Genomic DNA, 19,838 nt, shown 5'->3' with positions numbered 1-19,838 from the left:
TGAATCCAGTCAGTCGGTACCGGTGCAGTGGGAACGCTGGGGGTACGGGGAAGGCCGGGCGGTCCGGTTGGGAGGCGGGACCGCCCGGCCTGGGCCGTTAGTTGCCGTGCAGCTTGTCGTACGCGGCGGTGTAGTGCTCGCGGGCGGCCTCGCCGCCGTTGTCGAGGAACGTCTGGACCATGTCGGGGATCGTCGACAGGTCCGCGCGGCCGAAGGCGATGTCGGCCTCCTGGTCCTTGAGCGTCTGCGCGGCGGACTTGAAGTCGGCCGGGCCCTCGACGCGCATGCCCTCCCAGATGTTGACCTCGGCGAAGTCCTTCACCGACGCGTTGTACTCGAACTTGCGCTGGACGAAGGCCGGGTCGCCGGTCAGGAAGGTCTGCACCTGGCCCGAGAGGGTCTTGTAGTTGACCGGGGCCTGGACGGCGGCGGTGCCCTGCTCGGTGTAGACCGGCAGGCCGTCGTCGCCGTAGTTGAAGTGGGTGCCCTCGACGCCGTAGTTGATGAGCTCGTACTCGGTGGTGCCGTAGGGGGAGGAGCAGAAGTTCATGACGTCGAGGAGCTCCTCGACCTGCTCCTTCTCGAGGTCCTTGCGGAGGAAGGTCCAGCCGTCGACGCCGGTATTGACGTAGCGGATGGGCTCGCGGCCGCCGGTGCTGATCGCGCCGATGGGCTCGATCGCGCCGGTCGCGGTGCCGGTGTTGACCTGGTTGGAGTAGTCCGACCACCAGGACATGCCGTCCTGCGACATGAGGATGGTGCCGGCGATGTGCAGGGCGTGGCCGTCGAGCGTCCCGGTCGGGGTGTCGGGGTGGATGAGCTTCTCGTCCCAGCAGGTGCGGCGGAAGGTCAGCCATTCGGTGTACTCGGGGCGCTCGGAGTTGTGGACGAGCTTGCCGTCGATGTACGCCCAGCCGTCGCCGGAGGCGAGGCCGAACCACTCGGGGGTCACGTAGTCGAGGTTGAGGAAGGCCCAGCGGCCGTTGGCGTCGTCGGACCAGGCGCGGGCGACCTCCAGGACCTCCTCGACCGTGGTCGGCATCGCGAGGCCGTCGGCCTCGAGCAGGTCGGTGCGGACGAACATGCCGTTGCCGGGGCCGCCGGAGAAGTTGGAGGGGATGCCGAAGACGCGGGCGGTCTCGGGGTCCTCGGGGTCGGTGGACCACACCGACTGGCCCCAGGAGTTGGTGGCCTCGCCGGCGAGGAGCGGCCAGCGCTCGGAGATGTCGCCCTTGACGATGTCGGTCAGGTCGTAGAAGGTGTTGACCACCGTCTCCTGGAACGTGGGGTGGGCGTACAGCATCCAGCTGAAGAGGTTGATGCCGTCGCCGAACTCGTTGGCGGCCAGCCACTGCACGGAGGTGTCGGCGAAGGTGTTGCCGTCGGCCTGGCGCAGGTTGACCTTGGTGCCGCCCCACGCCTCCTGGCAGGCGGCGAAGTACGGGTCGTCGGCCGACGGGGGCGTGCCCCACATGGCGACGGTGATCTCGTACTCCCCGGAGCCCTCGGCGGCGGTCTCGACCGCGGGGACGGGCTCGGGGTAGGAGGTGAACCCGGAGGGGTGGTTCGGCGGCTCGCCCACGAGGTCGGGCTGCACCGGAAGCGGGAACTCCTTGTACGTGGGCAGGAAGTCGAAGCCTTCCGTGGCCTGCGAGGTGCCGGCGCCCGATTCGATGTCACTGCAAGCGGCGACGACGGGGAGGCCCGCGATCCCGGCGGCGCCGAGGCCGGCCACCTTGAACAGGGAGCGACGCCGGAGGGGCGACCTGTCGGAGGGAGTAGCCACGTTGCTGTCCTTTCGGTCTGACTGTTTCGTGAGGGGGTAAGCCGGTAATTAGTTCGGCTATTCGATAAACTAAAGTAGCGCACGGTGGCAGGCCCCACAAGCGGGGGGTCAGCCGAAACGGGCGCGGATTGGTCACGATTCGGGAACGGGCCTTGTAGTTGAACGTGCACATGGACCACTGTCAGGGACTGCCCGACGACCGCTTGTCGCCATCCACGACAATGCCCAACGACACCACTGCCGGCACCGGTGAAGATGGGCCACGAGCTCGCAACAGGAGGAGAACATGGCGATGCGCATAGCGGCGAAGTCCGCCGGTCAGAGCGAGGCCGAAGAGGAGCCCGGCCGCGCCAAGCGCGCCGACTTCACCGATGTGCGGGCGAACAACCTCGGCTTCGTGCTCCGGCAGGTCAGGGCCGAGGGCCGGTGCTCCCGCGCCGACCTCGCCGCCAAGACCGGCCTGAACAAGGCCACCGTCTCCTCGCTCGTCGCCGAGCTCATCGAGCGGCGCGTCCTGCGCGAGTCCGGCTCGGTCATCGGCAACATCGGCCGCCCCGCGGTCCTCCTGTCCGTCGACACCGGCTACTACGCCTCGCTCGGCGTGGAGGTCAACGTCGACTACATGACCCTCGTGGCCGTCGACCTCGCCGGGAACCGCCTCCTCTCCTGGCGCCGCGCCCACGACGGCTCCGGCTCCACCCCCGGCAAGTCCGTCTCCGCCCTCGCCGGCCTCGCCAAGCGCGCCGTCGACCGCATGGACTCCGAGGGCCGCCAGATCCTCGGCCTCGCCGTGGCCGTCCCCGGCATGATCGACAACGACGGCGTCGTCCAGCGCGCCCCCATGCTCGGCTGGTCCGACTTCGACCTCACCGGCCGCCTGCGCCAGGCCATGCGCGACCCCAAGTACGCCGTCACCGCCGACAACGACGCCAACCTCGGCGCCGTCGCCGAGCAGCGCTTCGGCTCCTGGGCCGGCGTGTCCAACATGATCTACCTGACCGGCGAGATCGGACTCGGCGCCGGACTCATCGTCGACGGCGAACTCCGCAGGGGCGCAACGGGATTCGCGGGCGAGATCGGCAACCTCCTCATCGAGGTCGACGGCCGCGTCGGCCGCGTCGAGGACTTCGCCGGCATCCGCGCCGTCCTCAATGAACTGTCCGAATCAGAGGACGTGAACGGCACCGAAGTGGAGGCCGAGGTCGAGGACGTCGTCACCCGCGCCCGCGCCGGGGAGCCGCGCGTCGTCGAGGCCCTCGACCGCATCGGCCGCTCGCTCGGCGCCGGCATCGCGCTGGCCGTGGACCTGCTCAACCCCGAGGCCGTCGTCCTCGGCGGCCACTACCAGGCCCTGAGCACCTGGATCGGCCCCGCCGCCGAGACCGAGCTCGCCGCCCGCACCCACGCCTCCGGCGCGGGCGGGGCCGAGATCGTCGTCTCCGCGCTCGGCCACGAGGCCCCCGCGCTCGGCGCCGCCACCGGCATCCTCAACGACATCGACGCCGGCCTCATGCCGACCCCGCTCGGCCGGTAGGGCCCGCCCCGCCCCGGTTGTTTCAGAACTGTTACCACGTCCGTTTCCCCAGGTCGATCCTGACGGAAGCGGACGAAAACCACCATTCGCGCACGCTGTGGCGCCCCGTCCGCCTTGACCGGCGGGCGGGCCGGGGTGTAGAAATCTTGCATTCCTCAATCGAAGCGCTTCGACAAGCTTCTTCAATGAATCTGCCGCGACCAGGTCGAACACCCCGGTCTTCGAAGCGCTTCGATGACGCAAGACACAGCCAGTGACAGCGACGTCCAAGCAAGGAAGACCCTCATGACCGACGACCAGCGTCCCGCCTTCCGCGACCCCGACCTGCCCCGCGAGGAGCGCGTCGCCGACCTCCTCGCCCGGCTCACCCTCGACGAGAAGATCGGCCTGCTCCACCAGTACCACCGGCCGGTCGAACGGCTCGGCATGGGCCCCTTCAAGACCGGCACCGAAGCCCTCCACGGGCTGGCCTGGCTCGGCGAGGCCACCGTCTTCCCGCAGGTCGTCGCCCTCGGCGCCACCTGGAACCCCGAGCTCGTCGAGCAGGTCGGCGCCGCCGTCGCCGACGAGGTCCTGGCCTTCAACCACGAGGACCCCGTCAAGGTCGGGCGCAACGTCTGGGCCCCCACCGTCAACCCGCTGCGCGACCCCCGCTGGGGCCGCAACGAGGAGGGCTACTCCGAGGACGCCTGGATGACCGGGCTCATGGGCGGCGCCTACGCGCGCGGCCTCAAGGGCGACGACGGCGCTGTGTGGAAGACCGCGCCGACCGTCAAGCACTTCCTCGCCTACGGCAACGAGGCCGACCGCTGCACCACCTCCTCGAACATGCCCCCGCGCGTCCTGCGCGAGTACGAGTTCGCCGCCCACCGCCCGGCACTGGCGAGCGGCGACGCGGTCGCGGTCATGCTCTCGTACAACCTCGTCAACGGCCGCCCCGCGCACGTGACCCCCCTGGTCAACTCCGAGCTGCGCACCTGGACCGCCGACGAGGTCTTCATCGTCTCGGACGCCTACGCGCCCAACAACCTCGCCCAGCTCCAGGGCTACTTCGAGGACCTCCCGACCGCGTACGCCGCGGCCGTCAAGGCCGGCCTCGACTCCTTCACCCAGGACGACGACCGCGCCGAGGGCGTGCTCGCCCACCTCGTCACCGCCCTCGAGCGGGGCCTCCTCGACGAGGCCGACATCGACACCGCGGTGCGCCGCAACCTGTTCGTGCGCTTCGGCCTCGGCGAGTTCGACCCCGAGGACCCGTACGCGCGCATCGGCCGCGAGGCCGTGAACTCCCCGGCGCACCGGGCGCTCGCCCGCGAGGCCGCCGCGCAGTCGATCACCCTCCTCAAGAACGACGGCATCCTGCCCCTGCGGGCCCCGAAGACGATCGCCGTCATCGGCCCGCTCGCCGACGTCCAGATGCAGGACTGGTACTCCGGGACCCTTCCGTACGCCGTCACCGCGCGCCAGGCCCTCGCCGAGCGCGCCGAGGTCGTCCACTGCGAGGGCACCGACCGCATCCGCCTGCGCCACAAGACCGGCTACGTGACCGTCGACGGCGAGGACGTGTCGATCACCGACACCACCGCCGCCGCGGCCCAGTTCGACCTGTGCGACTGGGGCGGCTGGTCCTACCTCATCCGCAGCGCCGCCACCGGCAAGGTCCTCAACGGCGCGAAGGACGGCCGGATCGCCGCCGACTCCGACGGCCCGCACGAGTTCGACGTCACCGAGACCTTCCGCATCCACGAGATCGAGGGCGGCAAGCTCGCCTTCACCCAGATCCACAAGCCCGAGACCGACGAGTCCGGCAAGTGGGTGGCCATCGAGGACGGCCGCCTCGTCCTGCGCGACGACGCCGCCGAAGCCGCGGCCTTCGACCTGGAGTTCGTCCTCAAGGGCCACGACCAGGCCGCCGAGGCCGCCGCCTCCGCCGACGTCGCCGTCGTCGTCCTCGGGGACCACCCGCTCGTCAACGGCCGCGAGACCGAGGACCGCGCCGACCTCAACCTCGCCAGCGCCCAGGAGTGGCTCCTGCGCCGGGTCGCGGCCGCCAACCCGAATACCATTCTGGTCATGTCCTCCTCCTACCCCTACGCCGCGAACTGGGCCGCCAAGCACGTGCCCGCGGTGGTGTGGTCCGGCCACGGCGGCCAGGAGTGGGGCGGCGCGCTCGCCGACGTCCTCTACGGCGACCGCGACGCCGAGGGGCGCCTCCCGCAGACCTGGTACACCGACGCCGCCGAGCTGCCCGCGATGCTCGACTACGACATCGTGGCCTCCGACGCGACCTACCTCTACTACCTCGGCCAGCCGCTCTACCCGTTCGGGCACGGCCTCTCCTACGCCGACTTCGCGTACGCGAACCTGAAGGCCGGCAGGGACCACGTCGCCCCCGGCGACGACCTCGAGGTCACCGTCGACGTCACCAACACCGCCGACCGCGACGGCGTCGAGGTCGTGCAGCTGTACTCGCACCAGTGCGGCTCCCGCGTCAAGCAGCCGCTGCGCCAGCTCCGCGGCTTCCAGAAGGTCCGCCTCGCCGCGGGCGAGACCCGCACCGTCCGCTTCACCGTGGCCGTCGACGACCTCGCCCACTGGGACAACACCACCGGCCGCATGATCGTCGAGAAGAGCCGCCAGCGCCTCATGGTCGGCCGCTCCGCCGCGAACATCGTCCTGTCGGCCTCGGTCCGCGTCGACGGCGTCACGGTCGGCCCCCGCGACCTCTCGCGACCGCTCGCGGCCGCGTCCAACGACGCCTACGCGGGCGTCCTGTGGCGCGACGAGACCCGCGCCTCCGGCGACGTCATCGCCGCCGAGGAGGCCGGCGGCTGGATCATGCTGGGGGACTGCGACTTCGCGCCCGGCTACACCACGGTGACCGCCCGCGTCTCGGGCCACGCCGCGCAGCTCCAGCTCCGCGTCGACGACCCGCTCGACGGCGACGTGCTCGCCAAGATCGACACCCCGATGACCGCGGGCGTCTACGACTACGCGGAGGTCACCGTCGACTTCGGCGGCGCCGAAGGCGTCAAGGACCTGTACGTGACCTTCGAGTCCGGCCCGGTCCGCCTGGCGTCCCTGGCCTTCGGCGGGGCGTCCTAGTGGCCGGCCCTGGCCGCGGCACGACCATCGCCGACGTGGCCGCCCGCGCCGGGGTCGCCGCCAGCACCGTCTCCTACGTGCTCAGCGGGAAGCGGTCGATCTCCCCGGAGACCGCCGACCGCGTCATGCAGGCCGTCGCCGACCTCGGCTACCACCCGCACGCGGGGGCGCGCTCGCTCGCTTCCCGGCGGGCCGGGGTCATCGCCATGATGCTCCCGCTGCGCGACGGCATGCACCTGCCGGTGCTCATGCAGTTCGCCTCCGGCGCGGTCACCGAGGCCCGCCGCCACGACCAGGACGTGCTGCTCATGACGGCCGACGAGGGACCCGCGGGCCTGGCCCGCGTCGCCGCCTCGGCCATCGTGGACGGCCTCATCCTCATGGACGTCGAGGTGCGCGACCCGCGCGTGGAGACCCTGCGCCGCCTGGGACTCCCGAGCGTCCTCATCGGCTTCCCGGCCGACGCCGAGGGCCTCACCTGCGTGGACCTCGACTTCACCGCCGCGGGCCGGGCCTGCGCCGAGTACCTCCGCGAGCGCGGCTGCGGCGACATCGCCCTCCTCGGGGCCTCCGAGGCGGTCTACGCCCGCCGCACCGGCTTCGCCGAGCGCGTGCGCGAGGGCTTCCTCGGCCGCTCCGGGCCCGCGACCGTCCAGCCGTGCCCCGACGACCCGGTCTCGGTGCAGCGCACCGTGAAGGAGCTCCTGGCCGCGAACCCGGACCTGACCGGGCTCGCCGTCCACAACGAGCCCGCGGTCGGCCACGTCATGCACGCCCTCGCCGACGCCGGGAAGCTCGTGGGGGAGGACTTCCACGTCGTCGTCATCGGCCCCGACGAGGTCGCCGAGCGGGTCCACCCGCAGCTCCCGTCCGTCCTCGTGCCGGCCGAGACCCTCGCCGAGACCGCGGTGCGCCACCTCATGCGCAAGCTCGACGGCCTCGACGTGCCCGACTCGACCCTCATCGAACCGCAGCTCACCATCAGGTAGGCGGCGCAGCGCGACGGCCCGGGGATGGTGGTCCCCGGGCCGTCGCCGTGCCCGGGGGGCGGAGCCCCGGGCGAGGTGTGCTGCCTGTGTGCGCCTAGCCGACGTCGAGTCCCTGCTCCTGGAGCCAGGCCAGGGAGTCGGTCTTCTCGTCGTCGATGAGCACCTCGAAGTGCAGGTGCGGGCCGGTCGAGTTGCCGGTGGTGCCGGCGAGGATCAGGGCGTCGCCCTTCTCGACCTCGTCGCCGACGCTCACGAGGACCTCGGAGGCGTGGGCGTACCGGGTCTGGACGCCGTCGCCGTGGTCCACGTAGACCACGTTGCCGTAGCCGCCGGCCTCGTAGCCGACGTAGGTGACGGTGCCGGCGCCGACGGAGACGATCTCGTCGCCCTCGTTGTTGCCGAAGTCGGTGCCGCCGTGCATGGAGCCGTTGCGCATCCCGTAGTACGACGTGATCGCGGCGGTGGACGGGAGCGTCCACGGGTTCTTGGCGGCCTCGGCCGCGGCGGCCTCCTCGGCGGCCTGCGCCGCGGCGTCGGCCTCGGCCTCGGCCTGCGCCTGCGCGGCGGCCTCGGCCGCGGCCTGCTTCTCCGCCTCCGCCTGCGCGGCGGCGGCCTGCGCGGCGGCCTGCTCGGCGGCGGCCTGGGCGGCCATGTCCGCCAGGACGGCGTCGACCTTCCAGTCGGCCTGCACCACGGTGGCCTCCATGTCGACCTCGGCGTCGGCGGCCTGCGCGGCGGCCTGCCCCGAGAGGGCCGACACCACCCAGCCGGTGACGATGGCGGCCGCCAGACCCCCGCTCACGAAACGCCAGGTGTGACGTTCGCGACGGATACGGCGGCGCCGGATCACGGCGCGGAGTCGACGGCTGGTCAGTTCGCGTCCTGCGGTCTCGCAGGTGTCCTCGTGCTTGCCCATAAGACCCGGAAACGTACCGGATCCAATCCGGACAAACCCGTCTCGACCTGCGAAACAACACCCGAACTGGTCCCCTTGCGGCCGAGGTCGGCACCCGGGGGCGGCCGCACCTCCTCCGAACGGAGGAGGCCGGTCACGGAACGTGAACGCCTCCTCGCAAATGGTGTCTTCGCTTATATCGGTAGAGCCGTGACGCAGGACTCCGCCTAAACTTGAGGCTCCTGCGGCCAATCGGCCCGCCGTCTGCTGAGGAGTGCCCCATGATCACCGCCACCGGTCTCGAGCTGCGCGCCGGATCGCGCATCCTCCTGTCCGGGGCCGATCTGCGGGTCCAGCCCGGTGACAGGATCGGACTCGTGGGGCGCAACGGCGCCGGCAAGACCACCACCATGAACGTCCTCGCGGGCCTCACCCAGCCGTACACCGGCAAGATCGAGAACAACGGCCCCTTCGGCTACCTCCCGCAGGACCCGCGCTTCGCCGACCTCTCCCAGACCGCGAGCAACCGCGTCCTCTCCGCACGCGGCCTCGACCAGCTCATCGCCGACCTCGCCAAGACCGAGGTCGAACTCGCCGAGGTCGCCGACGACGCCCAGCGCGACAAGCTCGTGCGCCGCTACTCCCGCCTCGAGGAGCAGTTCTCCGCCCGCGGCGGCTACCAGGCCGAGTCCGAGGCCGCCCGCATCTGCTCCAAGCTCGGCCTCGAGGACCGCATCCTCGCCCAGCCCCTGGAGACCCTCTCCGGCGGCCAGCGCCGCCGCGTCGAGCTCGCCCGCATCCTCTTCTCCGACGACGGCGACGGCATCCTCCTCCTCGACGAGCCCACCAACCACCTCGACGCCGACTCCATCACCTGGCTCCGCGGCTTCCTCGCCGGCCACAAGGGCGGCCTCGTCCTCATCACCCACGACGTCGAGCTCCTCGACGAGGTCGTCAACACCGTCTGGTTCCTCGACCCGACCCGCTCGGTCATCGACCAGTACAACCTCGGCTGGAAGGCCTACCAGCGCCAGCGCGCCGAGGACGCCGAGCGCCGCCGCCGCGAGCGCTCCAACGCCGAGAAGAAGGCCGCCACCCTCACCCGGCAGGCCGCCAAGCTCGGCGCCAAGGCCACCAAGGCCAAGGCCGCCAAGGGCATGCTCCGCCGCGCCGAGGCCATGATCGACAACCTCGAAGAGGACCTGCTCCAGGAGAAGGTCGCCGACGTGCGCCTCCCGCAGCCGGCCCCCTGCGGCAAGGTCCCGCTCACCGCGTCCGGCCTCTCCAAGTCCTACGGCTCGCTGGAGATCTTCACCGGCGTCGACCTCGCCATCGACCGCGGCTCCCGCGTCGTCATCCTCGGCCTCAACGGCGCCGGCAAGACCACCCTGCTGCGGATGCTCGCCGGGACCCTCGAACCCGACACCGGCGAGGTCGAGCCCGGCTACGGCCTGCGCATCGGCTACTTCGCGCAGGAGCACGACACGCTCGACCACACCGGCACCGTCCTGGAGCAGATGCAGTCGGCCGCCTCCGCCAACGGCGCCGACCTGCCCGACTCCGAGCTGCGGAAGATCCTCGGCGCGTTCCTCTTCCCCGGCGACGACGTCCACAAGCCCGTGCACGTCCTCTCCGGCGGCGAGAAGACCCGGCTCGCGCTGGCGAGCCTGGTGTCCTCGGGCGCGAACGTGCTGCTGCTCGACGAGCCCACGAACAACCTCGACCCGGCCAGCCGCCAGCAGGTCCTCGACGCGGTCGACGGCTTCACCGGCGCGATCGTCATGGTCACCCACGACCCGGGCGCGGTCGAGGCCCTCCGGCCCGAGCGCGCGATCCTGCTCCCCGACGGCGACGAGGACCTGTGGTCCGACGACCTGATGGAGCTCGTCGAGCTCGCGTAGGGCCTCAGCCCGAGTACATGAGCACGATCGCGGCGCACGCGCCCGCGGCCGCGCTGATGAGCGGCGCGCGCACCGACCGCCGCCGGTCCGCGAGCGCGGTCGCGCCGACGACGAGCCACGGGCACAGCGCGATCCACCCGTACTCCGGGTGCTCGGGGTTCGCGCCGCTGAGCGGCGCGATCATGAGCGCCAGGAGCGGGCCGACCATGAGCGGCCACGCGGAGCTGGACCCGAGGCGGCGCATGCTCTCCACGACGGCCGGGCCGCACGCGACGGCCACCAGCGCGGGCATGAGCGCGACCCACCACAGCTGCCCCGGGTGCGCGGCGACCTCGCCGATCGCCGCGTTGTAGGTGTCCACCAGCCCGTACGGCCACGAGGACCCGAACGCGGCCGACACGGCCAGCACCGCGAGCGCCGCGCCCGCCGAGACGAGGATCTGCACCGGCCGCCGCCGCGCGAAGTACAGGCACAGCAGCGACACCGCGAACCAGGCCGCGCCGTAGGACAGGATCGCGGCGATGCCGAGGAGCCCGCCCGCGGCGGCCGCGCCCCAGAACGCGTCGGCGCCCTTGACGCGCCGCTCGGACACCGCGGCGCCGCACGCGAGGACCGCGGCGCACGCGGCGGCGGCGATCCCGTCGACGCCGAGCGTCGACCAGGCCGCCCACGGTCCGAGGACGAGCACCGGCGCGAGCGCCCGGGCCGCGACCGGCCCCGACACCGACTTGACCGCCACCAGCACCAGCGGCACCGTCAGGCACGAGAGCGCGATGACAGTGATCGCCAGGCCCGCGTCGGACCCGGTGTAGGACACCAGGAGTGCGACGGCGCCGCGCGCGCCCGCCGTCGAGGTCGAGGTGGTGGTCGCGTCCACGTTGGTGTGCAGCGCGGCCGACCACGCGATCGACGCGAGGTACGAGAGCACCAGCAGCGAGTGCCACGACATGCGCACCGCGGCGGGCCGGGAGGCCGCCGCCAGGACCGCCGCGGCCGCGAACGGGGCCGCGACCATGCCGGGGGTCACCTGGAACGAGAGGCGCTGCGCGGGCCACCAGGGGAGCGTCGCCGGGCCCACGACCTCGGTCGCCTCGACCGCCACCGACGCCAGGGCCAGCACCGCGACCGTCAGGCACAGCCAGATCCCGAGGTCCCTGACGTGCCGCCGCCGCGCCGGGGCGAGGGCGTCGGCCCGCTCGGTGAACGAGGGCTGCGGTGCGGTCACGTCACGAAACTATCGGGTATCCGACAGAAACATCCGCCGAGCGACAGAACTCCGGCAAACTTCACAACACACCTTCATCACCCTCCGTGTCTGGGAAAGGACTCATGACCCCCGAATCCAATCCACCGGCCGGCGGCGCCGCCGGTGCGGCGGGCGCCGCGAAGACCGACCCGAACCGCCAGGTCCGCGGCGACGAGCGCCGCGAGCTCACCGAGCACGTGACCGCCGCGTACGACCAGGGCCGCAGCATCCGCGACATCGCCTCCTCGATAGGTCGATCGTACGGTTTCGTGCACCGCCTCCTGGCCGAAGCGGGCGTGGACTTCCGCACTCGCGGCGGCGCGCGGAAGGCGGGCCGGAAATAACCGGGCCCCGGCCGGGCGTTGCACGTTCGGATACGAACGACGAGAAACGCCCAAGACCACCACCGGACTGCCGAATTCCCGGACGACGAACGCACTTGGGCTCTGCACACGGGAGGCCCGGTGTCATCGATGGGACCCGCCGGCTGGGACGCCATGCGCTCGATGCGGCGCGCGGACGACCTCAAAGGCGTCACACTCACCCGCGGCGTGAAACGCCGCATCCTGCGCTTCGCGCAGCCTTACCGGCGCGACATCGCCTGCTTCATCGGGCTCGTCACGCTGATCGCGGCCATCGGGGTCGCGACGCCCGTCCTCGCGGGCGACATCGTCAACGAGCTGACCGGCGCCGACGGCACCCAGCGGGGCGTCGTCACGATCGCCTCGATCATCGCCGGCCTCGCCCTCGTCGAGGGCCTGCTCAACCTCGCCATGCGCTGGTACGGCGCGAAGCTCGGCGAGGGGATCATCTTCGACCTGCGGCGGGCCGTGTTCGACCACGTCCAGTCCATGCCGGTCGCCTTCTTCACCCGCTCGCAGACCGGCGCGCTGGTCTCGCGGCTGAACAACGACGTCATGGGCGCGCAGCGCGCCTTCACCAGCACCCTCTCGGGACTGGTGTCCAACGGCATCGCCGTCGCGCTCATCATCGGCGTCATGTTCTTCCAGTCCTGGCAGATCACCCTGCTCTCGCTGGTCCTGGTCCCGGTGTTCCTGGTGCCCGCCAAGTGGGTCGGGCGCCGGCTCGCGGCGCTCACGAAGGAGTCCTTCGACCTGAACGCCGCCATGAACACCCAGATGGCCGAGCGGTTCAACGTCGGCGGCGCGATGCTGGTGAAGCTCTTCGGCCGCCCCGACACCGAGTCCGGCGAGTTCGCCGGCAAGGCCGACCGCGTGCGCGGCATCGGGATCACCACCGCGATGTACGCGCGCACGTTCATCGTCGCGCTCACGCTCGTCGCCGGGCTCTCCCAGGCCCTCGCCTACGGCCTCGGCGGCGCGCTCGTCTTCGCCGGGCAGCTCAGCGCCGGCACCGTGGTCACCCTCGCGCTCCTCCTCACCCGCCTCTACGGGCCCCTGACGGCGCTGTCGAACGTCCGCGTCGACGTCATGAGCGCCCTCGTCAGCTTCCAGCGCGTCTTCGAGGTCCTCGACCTCAAGCCGCTCATCGCGGAGCAGCCCGACGCCCGCGACCTGCCCGCCGGGGCCGCCTCGGTCGCCTTCCGCGACGTGGAGTTCCGCTACCCGGGCGCCGACCAGGTCTCCCTCGCGAGCCTGGAGGACCTGGCGCGGCCCGACCGCTCCGACTCGGGCCGCGACATCCTGCGCGGCGTCTCCGTCGACATCGCCCCGGGCGCGCTCGTCGCCCTCGTCGGCCACTCCGGCGCGGGCAAGACCACCATGGCGAGCCTGGTGCCGCGTCTGTACGACGTGACCTCCGGTTCGGTCGAGGTCGGCGGCGTCGACGTCCGCGACCTCACCGCCGCGTCGCTCTCGGCGCACATCGGCATGGTCACCCAGGACGCGCACCTGTTCCACGACACCGTCCGCGAGAACCTCGCGTACGCCCGGCCCGGGTCCACCGACGAGGAGATCTGGGAGGCCCTCGACCGGGCCCAGATCGGCGACACCGTGCGCCGCCTCGAGTCCGGGCTCGACACGGTCGTGGGGGAGCGCGGCTACCGGTTCTCCGGCGGCGAGAAGCAGCGCCTCGCGATCGCGCGGGTCCTGCTCAAGGCCCCGCCGATCGTCATCCTCGACGAGGCCACCGCCCACCTCGACTCCGAGTCCGAGGCCGCTGTCCAGCGCGCCCTCGACACGGCTCTGGAGGGCCGCACCTCGCTCGTCATCGCCCACCGCCTCTCGACGGTGCGCCGGGCCGACACGATCGTGGTCCTGGAGGACGGCCTGGTCGCCGAGTCCGGCACCCACGACCAGCTCGTGGCCCGCGGCGGCCTGTACGCCGAGCTGTACCGGACCCAGTTCGCCGAGGCCGGGGCCGGACCGGACGGCGCCCTCTCCACCGCGGCATAGGTGACCTGGGTCATATATGCTCTCGGCGAAACCGCGTCCGCGCAGGTCGCGGACATGGACGTGAGGCGCGCTTCAAGTTGAGGGGTTTCCTGAAAGCGGGCGTACTGTAGGGTCCAGAGGCCACTTCGGTTCAATCTTCGCCGAAGTGGTGAAGCGCCAGCAATGGCGGGCACACCTCGGGCCGCGCCGCCTCCCGGCCGGGAACGCAACACCCCCGGAACGGGTCGTCGGCAGGCCTGAACATCAACATCGCAAGGAAATACAGGCATGGCGCAAGGCACCGTTAAATGGTTCAACGCGGACAAGGGCTTCGGGTTCATCGCTCCTGACGCCGAAGGTCCGGACATCTTCGTCCACTTCACGGCCATCACCGGGAACGGCTACCGCTCCCTGGAGGAGAACCAGCGAGTGGAGTTCGAGATCGAAGCCGGCAAGAAGGGCCCGCAGGCCGCGAACCTGCGCGCCCTGTAGGACGAGCAACGAGCACGGAGCCGCTGCCCTTCACTGCGAAGGACAGCGGCTTCTCTGTCGCCCTGACCCGCCCGCCGCGGCCGGCCCGGGGAAACCCGATTGAGACCGTCGCACCCGACCGGCACACTGGGGCGGTGAAAATCATCGAGTTCCACGCCTCCGACGCCGATCTGATCGATCGGGCGTACGGCATCCTCACCGCGGCGCACCGGGCCGACACCCCCGAGAACCCCACCTACACCGAGCGCTTCTTCCGGACCCTCTTCACCCACGTCATGCCGGGCCGCGAACGACACTGGTTCGCCGCGGTCGCCGACGACGGCACCGCCGTCGGCTACGTCCGGGTCAACTTCTTCACCGAGGAGAACCGCGAGCTCGGCTTCTACGAGCTCGGCGTCCACCCCGACCACCGCGGCACCGGGGCCGACGAGCTCCTGCGCGAGCACGCCGAGCGCGTCTGCGCCGAGCACGGCCGCACCTCGGTCATCACCGCCGTCCCGATCCACTGGGAGGGCGGCCCCGCCCGCGACGAGGCGCCCGCCCGCGCCCTCGAGGCCCGCGGCTACACCCGCGCGCTCACCACCGTCAACCGCCGCAGCCCCGTCGACCCCCTCGGGGCCGACGAGGAGGAGCGCCGCCACGCCGAGGCCCTCGCCAAGGCCGGCGACGCCTACGAGGTGCGCCAGTGGATCGGTCCCGTCCCCGACGACCTCGTGGACACCATGTGCCGCATGGAGTCCATGATCATGGCCGAGGTCCCCATGGGCGAGATCGAGGCCGAGCCCGAGATCATGGACGCCGAGAAGCTCCGCGGCAAGGAGGCCGTCTACGCGGCCGAGGGCCGCACCTGGCTCAACTCCGTCGCCGTCGAGCGCGCCACCGGCGAGGTCCGCGCCTGGACCGAGATCGCCCTCGACGACGGCGACGACGTGAACGGCCTCCAGGGCATCACCATCGTCGACCCGGCGCACCGCGGCCACCGCCTCGGCCTCCTCCTCAAGCTCGCCAACCTCCGGATGCTGCGCGGGCACTCCCCGTCCACCCAGTGGATCTGGACCGACAACGCCGACGTCAACGCCCCCATGATCGCCATCAACGAGCTCATGGGATACACCACTGTGGACGCCAACGCCGAGTACCAGCTCAAGCGACGGGCCTGACCTCCGCCGGCGCCCCCGCCCGGGGCGCCCGCCGCGGGGCCACCGCCCGTGGACGGACCCCGCCATACTCGGCAGATGCAGCTGACCCCCCTGAACCCCAGCGACCACGACGCCGTCGGCGAGGTCCTCGGCCTCCTGCACGCCGTGCGCGACGCCGACGCGCCCGAGGGCCCGCGCCTGGTCGAGCAGTCGTTCCGCGCCGGGCTCCGCCAGGAGCGCCCCGGCCTGGACGTCGTCCACTTCGCCGCGACCGACGGCGGCGCCGTCGTCGGCTACCTCGGCATCGGGCTCATGGTCGACGACAACCCCCACCTCGCCATGGCCGAGCTCATGGTCCACCCCGACCACCGTCACCGCGGCCACGGCCGGGCCCTCCTCGCCCACTACACCGAGTACGCCGCCGCCCGCGGCCGCACCGACCTCACCGCCGGCACCCTCACCACCTGGGGCGACGGCCCCCGCCGCCCCGAAGCCGGCGTGGACTTCCTGGAGCGCAACGACTTCACCCTCGCCCTCGTCAACGTCCGCCGCCGCGCCCGCACCGACGCCCTCGCCCCCGACGACGAGCGCCGCCTCTGGGACGAGGCCGTCGCCGCCTCCGCGGCCGACTACGAGGTCCGCACCTGGACCGGCCCCGCCCCCGACGACCTCATCGAGTCCATCTGCCGCCTCGACGCCCAGAGCCGCGACGAGATCCCCCTCGGCGACATCCAGATGGACGCCGAGCAGGTCGACGTCGCGCGGGCCCGCGCCAAGGAGGCCGCCACCGCCGCCGTCCACCAGGTCCCCGTCAAGGCCGCCGCCGTCCACCGCGCCACCGGCGAGGTCGCCGCGATCACCGACGTCCACGCCTACGAGGACCCCGCCGCGACCCACGCCTCCCAGGGCATCACCATCGCCGACCCCGCCCACCGCGGCCACCGCCTCGGCATGCTCGTCAAGCTCGCCAACCTCCGCCGGCTCCGCGAGCGCTTCCCCCGCGTCGAGGAGATCTGGACCGAGAACGCGGACGTCAACGACCACATGATCGCGATCAACACCGAACTCGGCTACGAGGCCGTCGACGCCCTCAGCGTCTACCAGCGCCGACTCCGGCCCTGAGCCCGGGCGCGCGGCGGCCGATTCCGAAATTCGGTTGCCGCGCCCCGGCGCCACTGTCCAGACTGAGCACATGAGTGACATCCAGATCCTCGCGCTCGACCCCGCTGACGGCGACCTCGTCTCCGGCGCGTTCGAGGTGCTGCGAGCCGCCCACGCCGCAGACGCCCCGGAGGCCCCCGCGCCCCACGAGGGCAAGTTCCGGCTGGGTCTCATCCATCCCGTTCCCGACGAGGACCAGGCGATCCACCTCGCCGTCCGCGACGGCGCCGTCCTCGGCCTCGCCGACGCCGGCTACCCCAACCGCGAGAACCTGCACTTCGGCTGGGCCACGATCACCGTCCACCCCGAGCACCGCCGCCAGGGCGTCGGCTCGGCCCTCCTCGACGCCTTCATCGCCGACGCCAAGGGCCGCGGACGCACCACGCTCACGCTGGACACCCGCATGACCTGGGAAGACGGCATCGAGCGATCGGACGCCGGCCGCCGCTTCGCCGAGAAGCACGGCTTCGAGTCCGCCCTCACCTGGATCAACCGGCGCTGCGCCGTCGACGCCCTCGACGCCGCCGCCGAGCAGGAGCTCCTGGAGAAGTCCCAGGCCGCCGCCGGCGACGCCTACGAGATCATCTCGTGGATCGGGCGCACGCCCGAGCACCTCGTCGACACCATGGCCCGCATCGACTCCACCATCCTCGCCGAGGTCCCCCTCGGCGACCTGGAGCTCGAACCGGAGACCATCGACGCGGAACTCAAGCACGCCAAGGCCGACCGCAACGAGGCCATGGGCGTCATCCCGATCCAGACGATCGCCGTCGACCGCGCCACCGGCGAGGCCGTCGCCAACACCGCGGTCTTCGCCTACGACGACCCGGAGTACACCGACGCCTTCCAGGGCATCACCATCGTCAACCCCGAGCACCGCGGCCACCGCCTCGGCACGCTCCTCAAGATCCTCAACCTCCGCCTCGTGCGGGAGAACTACCCGGCCGTCCGGACCATCTGGACCGACAACGCCGACGTCAACGCCCCGATGATCGGCATCAACGTCATCCTCGGCTACGAGATCCTCGACGCCGGCGCGGAGTTCCAGCGCAAGTTCGCGGCCTGATCCGACCCCGAAAGGGTGTCTCCAGGCACAAGCCGACCGTGAGAGTGGCGACCGCTTCTCACGGTCGGCTATTGTTCTTAGCTGGCCCTAGTTCTTCATTGCAGAGGCCCGATCAGGCGCGTCCCGCCCCATCACCGTCGGCTCATGGTGAAACCGATATTCCGCGGAACGTGCGTCATTTACGAAGTCGTTCTCGCGGAAGGCGAACCATGACTCTTGACCAAACTGTGCCCGATGCTGCCGTCAACGAATCCGACACGGCGCTCGAAGTCACCGAAACCCCCGAAACCACGCAGTCCGACGCCGTCGTGAGCGAGTCCGCTCCGGCCGCCGAGGCGACCCCGGCCGAGCCCGACGAGGAGTTCACCGTCGAGGTCGACGCGGTCGACCCCGAGCCCGCGGGCCCGGCGTTCGACGAGCTCGGCCTCCCGGAGAAGATCACCGCCGCGCTGGCCGAGCAGGGCATCGTGACGCCCTTCCCGATCCAGGCCGCGACGATCCCCGACGCGATGGCCGGGCGCGACATCCTCGGTCGCGGCCAGACCGGCTCGGGCAAGACCCTGGCCTTCGGCCTGCCGACCCTGGCCCGCCTCGCGGCGGGCGGCCGCACCAAGGCCAAGCGCCCCCGTGCGATCATCCTGACCCCGACCCGCGAGCTGGCCATCCAGGTCGCCGAGTCCCTCCAGACCTTCGGCGACGCCGTCGGCATCGAGATGAAGGTCGTCTGCGGCGGCACCGCGTTCTCGCGCCAGATCGACGCGCTCCGCTCCGGTGTCGACATGCTCGTCGCCACCCCGGGCCGCCTGCGCGACCTGATCCGCCGCGGCGAGTGCTCGCTCGAGGACGTCGAGCTGGCGATCCTCGACGAGGCCGACCAGATGGCCGACATGGGCTTCCTGCCCGAGGTCGAGGAGCTGTTCGACCAGCTGCCCAAGGGCGGCCAGCGGATGCTCTTCTCGGCCACGCTGGAGCAGGAGATCGACGTCCTGGTCCGCAAGTACCTGTCGGAGCCCGTCGTCCACTCGGTCGACCCGCCGGCCGGCTCGGTCACCACCATGAGCCACCACCTGCTGCTCATCGGGCCGCGCGACAAGGCCACCATGACGGCCGCCGTCGCCGCCCGCCCGGGCCTGACGATGGTGTTCGTGCGGACCCAGCTCGCCGTCGACCGCATCGCCGAGGAGCTTCGCGACCAGGGCGTCAACGCCGAGGGCCTCCACGGCGGCATGACCCAGGCCGACCGCTCGAAGGTCCTGGAGCGCTTCAAGGAAGGGCGCCTCGACGCGCTCGTCTGCACCGACGTCGCCGCGCGCGGCATCCACGTCGACGGCGTCGACATGGTCCTCCACGTCGACCCGCCGAAGACCCACAAGGACTACCTGCACCGCGCCGGCCGCACCGCCCGCGCCGGGCAGTCGGGCCACGTGGCGACCCTGGTGCTGCCGCACCAGAACCGCACCATGTTCAGCCTCATCGAGCGCGCCGGCGTCGAGGCGACCCGCCACTACGTGAACGACAACTTCGACGCCGAGCTCACCGCGCTCATGGGCGCCCGGAACTTCACCGACCTGCGCGCGGTCTCCTCCGACCACCAGGCCAGCCGGAACGACGACGAGGTCAAGCGCCTCGAGCGCCAGATCCAGCGCCTGAAGGAGGACGCCGAGGGCCTGCGCGCCGAGGCGACCCGCCTGCGCGAGCAGGCCGAGCGCGAGATCCTCGAGGGCCCGGCCAAGCGCCGCGACGACCGCGGCCCGCGCCGCGACCGCGAGGGCGGCGACCGGGGCGGCTACCGCGGCAACCGCGAGGGCGGCAACCGGGGCGGCTACCGGGGCAACCGCGAGGGCGGCGACCGCGGCGGTTACCGAGGGAACCGCGAAGGCGGCGACCGCGGGGGCTACCGCGGCAACCGCGAAGGCGGCGGCTACCAGGGCAACCGCGAGGGCGGGAGCTACGGCGACCGCAGCCGCGGCGGCTACGGCGACCGCGACAACCGCGGCGGCGGCTACCGGGGGAACCGCGAAGGCGGCTTCCGCGGCGGCGACGACCGCGGCCGGGGCGGCTACGGCGACCGGGACCGCGGCGAGCGCCGCGGCTACGGCGACCGCGAGCGCCGCGACCGCTGGTAAGCACCGCACGCAAACGCTGAGCTGAGGCCGGCGGGGGAGGTCCC

The 19,838-nt window shown here is 71.9% G+C and carries 14 protein-coding genes; 11 read left to right on the top strand and 3 right to left on the bottom strand.

The annotated features are described in order from the left end of the window. Nucleotides 1-97 precede the first annotated feature (97 nt). The gene (locus ABD419_RS03655; protein ID WP_344481858.1) at nucleotides 98-1,786 is read right to left on the bottom strand and encodes a type 2 periplasmic-binding domain-containing protein; all 1,689 of its coding nucleotides are present in this window, start codon (nucleotides 1,784-1,786) and stop codon (nucleotides 98-100) included. Between the two features lie 286 nt (nucleotides 1,787-2,072). Between ABD419_RS03655 and ABD419_RS03650 the strand changes: the two genes are divergently transcribed. The 3 genes from ABD419_RS03650 to ABD419_RS03640 all read left to right on the top strand — a co-directional run bounded on the left by ABD419_RS03650 (nucleotide 2,073) and on the right by ABD419_RS03640 (nucleotide 7,414). After that, nucleotides 2,073-3,320, top strand: coding sequence for an ROK family transcriptional regulator (locus tag ABD419_RS03650; RefSeq protein WP_344481855.1), 1,248 nt, complete (start codon nucleotides 2,073-2,075; stop codon nucleotides 3,318-3,320). Nucleotides 3,321-3,605: 285 nt separating this feature from the next. Then, complete coding sequence (locus tag ABD419_RS03645) at nucleotides 3,606-6,425, top strand: glycoside hydrolase family 3 C-terminal domain-containing protein (RefSeq protein WP_344481852.1); 2,820 nt, start codon at nucleotides 3,606-3,608, stop codon at nucleotides 6,423-6,425. Beyond that, nucleotides 6,425-7,414, top strand: a complete 990-nt coding sequence (locus ABD419_RS03640) for a LacI family DNA-binding transcriptional regulator (protein ID WP_344481850.1) — start codon at nucleotides 6,425-6,427, stop codon at nucleotides 7,412-7,414. The genes ABD419_RS03645 and ABD419_RS03640 overlap by 1 nt, the downstream gene beginning before the upstream one ends. Nucleotides 7,415-7,508: 94 nt before the next feature. On the opposite strand, the gene ABD419_RS03635 is transcribed toward ABD419_RS03640, so the two are convergent. Beyond that, complete coding sequence (locus ABD419_RS03635) at nucleotides 7,509-8,216, bottom strand: M23 family metallopeptidase (RefSeq protein ID WP_344481847.1); 708 nt, start codon at nucleotides 8,214-8,216, stop codon at nucleotides 7,509-7,511. 374 nt (nucleotides 8,217-8,590) lie between these two features. On the opposite strand from ABD419_RS03635, the gene ABD419_RS03630 reads away from it, so the two are divergent. Continuing rightward, nucleotides 8,591-10,210 (top strand): ABC-F family ATP-binding cassette domain-containing protein, encoded by a 1,620-nt coding sequence (locus ABD419_RS03630; RefSeq protein ID WP_344481844.1) that lies wholly within the window; start codon nucleotides 8,591-8,593, stop codon nucleotides 10,208-10,210. 4 nt (nucleotides 10,211-10,214) lie between these two features. On the opposite strand, the gene ABD419_RS03625 is transcribed toward ABD419_RS03630, so the two are convergent. After that, nucleotides 10,215-11,435: a hypothetical protein gene (locus ABD419_RS03625; protein ID WP_344481842.1), complete on the bottom strand. Its 1,221-nt coding sequence runs from the start codon at nucleotides 11,433-11,435 to the stop codon at nucleotides 10,215-10,217. Nucleotides 11,436-11,539: 104 nt separating this feature from the next. Between ABD419_RS03625 and ABD419_RS03620 the strand changes: the two genes are divergently transcribed. The 7 genes from ABD419_RS03620 to ABD419_RS03590 all read left to right on the top strand — a co-directional run bounded on the left by ABD419_RS03620 (nucleotide 11,540) and on the right by ABD419_RS03590 (nucleotide 19,794). After that, nucleotides 11,540-11,800: a helix-turn-helix domain-containing protein gene (locus tag ABD419_RS03620; RefSeq protein ID WP_344481839.1), complete on the top strand. Its 261-nt coding sequence runs from the start codon at nucleotides 11,540-11,542 to the stop codon at nucleotides 11,798-11,800. Between the two features lie 102 nt (nucleotides 11,801-11,902). Beyond that, the gene (locus ABD419_RS03615; protein ID WP_425555944.1) at nucleotides 11,903-13,831 is read left to right on the top strand and encodes an ABC transporter ATP-binding protein; all 1,929 of its coding nucleotides are present in this window, start codon (nucleotides 11,903-11,905) and stop codon (nucleotides 13,829-13,831) included. Between the two features lie 267 nt (nucleotides 13,832-14,098). Further along, nucleotides 14,099-14,302, top strand: coding sequence for a cold-shock protein (locus ABD419_RS03610; protein WP_344481836.1), 204 nt, complete (start codon nucleotides 14,099-14,101; stop codon nucleotides 14,300-14,302). A 134-nt stretch (nucleotides 14,303-14,436) separates the two neighbouring features. Further along, a complete protein-coding gene (locus ABD419_RS03605) occupies nucleotides 14,437-15,462 on the top strand; it encodes a GNAT family N-acetyltransferase (RefSeq protein WP_344481833.1) in 1,026 nt (341 codons plus the stop codon). A 75-nt stretch (nucleotides 15,463-15,537) separates the two neighbouring features. Continuing rightward, nucleotides 15,538-16,563: a GNAT family N-acetyltransferase gene (locus ABD419_RS03600; RefSeq protein ID WP_344481830.1), complete on the top strand. Its 1,026-nt coding sequence runs from the start codon at nucleotides 15,538-15,540 to the stop codon at nucleotides 16,561-16,563. Between the two features lie 70 nt (nucleotides 16,564-16,633). Further along, complete coding sequence (locus ABD419_RS03595; protein WP_344481827.1) at nucleotides 16,634-17,668, top strand: GNAT family N-acetyltransferase; 1,035 nt, start codon at nucleotides 16,634-16,636, stop codon at nucleotides 17,666-17,668. Nucleotides 17,669-17,877: 209 nt separating this feature from the next. Further along, nucleotides 17,878-19,794 carry a DEAD/DEAH box helicase gene (locus tag ABD419_RS03590; protein WP_344481824.1) on the top strand — a complete coding sequence of 639 codons (1,917 nt, stop codon included), beginning with the start codon at nucleotides 17,878-17,880 and terminating at the stop codon, nucleotides 19,792-19,794. The last annotated feature ends 44 nt before the right edge of the window (nucleotides 19,795-19,838 follow it).

Origin of the sequence: Glycomyces endophyticus (assembly GCF_039531525.1) — a bacterium.
GTDB classification, from domain to species: Bacteria; Actinomycetota; Actinomycetes; order Mycobacteriales; family Micromonosporaceae; genus Glycomyces; species Glycomyces endophyticus.
This window is presented reverse-complemented; position numbering and strand designations above follow the sequence as displayed.

Bases quoted from the DNA above. Each gene is read 5' to 3' on its own strand.
- ABD419_RS03610 (WP_344481836.1), top strand. From the start codon at position 14,099: ATGGCGCAAGGCACCGTTAAATGGTTCAACGCGGACAAGGGCTTCGGG.
- ABD419_RS03650 (WP_344481855.1), top strand. From the start codon at position 2,073: ATGGCGATGCGCATAGCGGCGAAGTCCGCCGGTCAGAGCGAGGCCGAA.
- ABD419_RS03620 (WP_344481839.1), top strand. From the start codon at position 11,540: ATGACCCCCGAATCCAATCCACCGGCCGGCGGCGCCGCCGGTGCGGCG.
- ABD419_RS03600 (WP_344481830.1), top strand. From the start codon at position 15,538: ATGCAGCTGACCCCCCTGAACCCCAGCGACCACGACGCCGTCGGCGAG.
- ABD419_RS03645 (WP_344481852.1), top strand. From the start codon at position 3,606: ATGACCGACGACCAGCGTCCCGCCTTCCGCGACCCCGACCTGCCCCGC.
- ABD419_RS03595 (WP_344481827.1), top strand. From the start codon at position 16,634: ATGAGTGACATCCAGATCCTCGCGCTCGACCCCGCTGACGGCGACCTC.
- ABD419_RS03630 (WP_344481844.1), top strand. From the start codon at position 8,591: ATGATCACCGCCACCGGTCTCGAGCTGCGCGCCGGATCGCGCATCCTC.
- ABD419_RS03590 (WP_344481824.1), top strand. From the start codon at position 17,878: ATGACTCTTGACCAAACTGTGCCCGATGCTGCCGTCAACGAATCCGAC.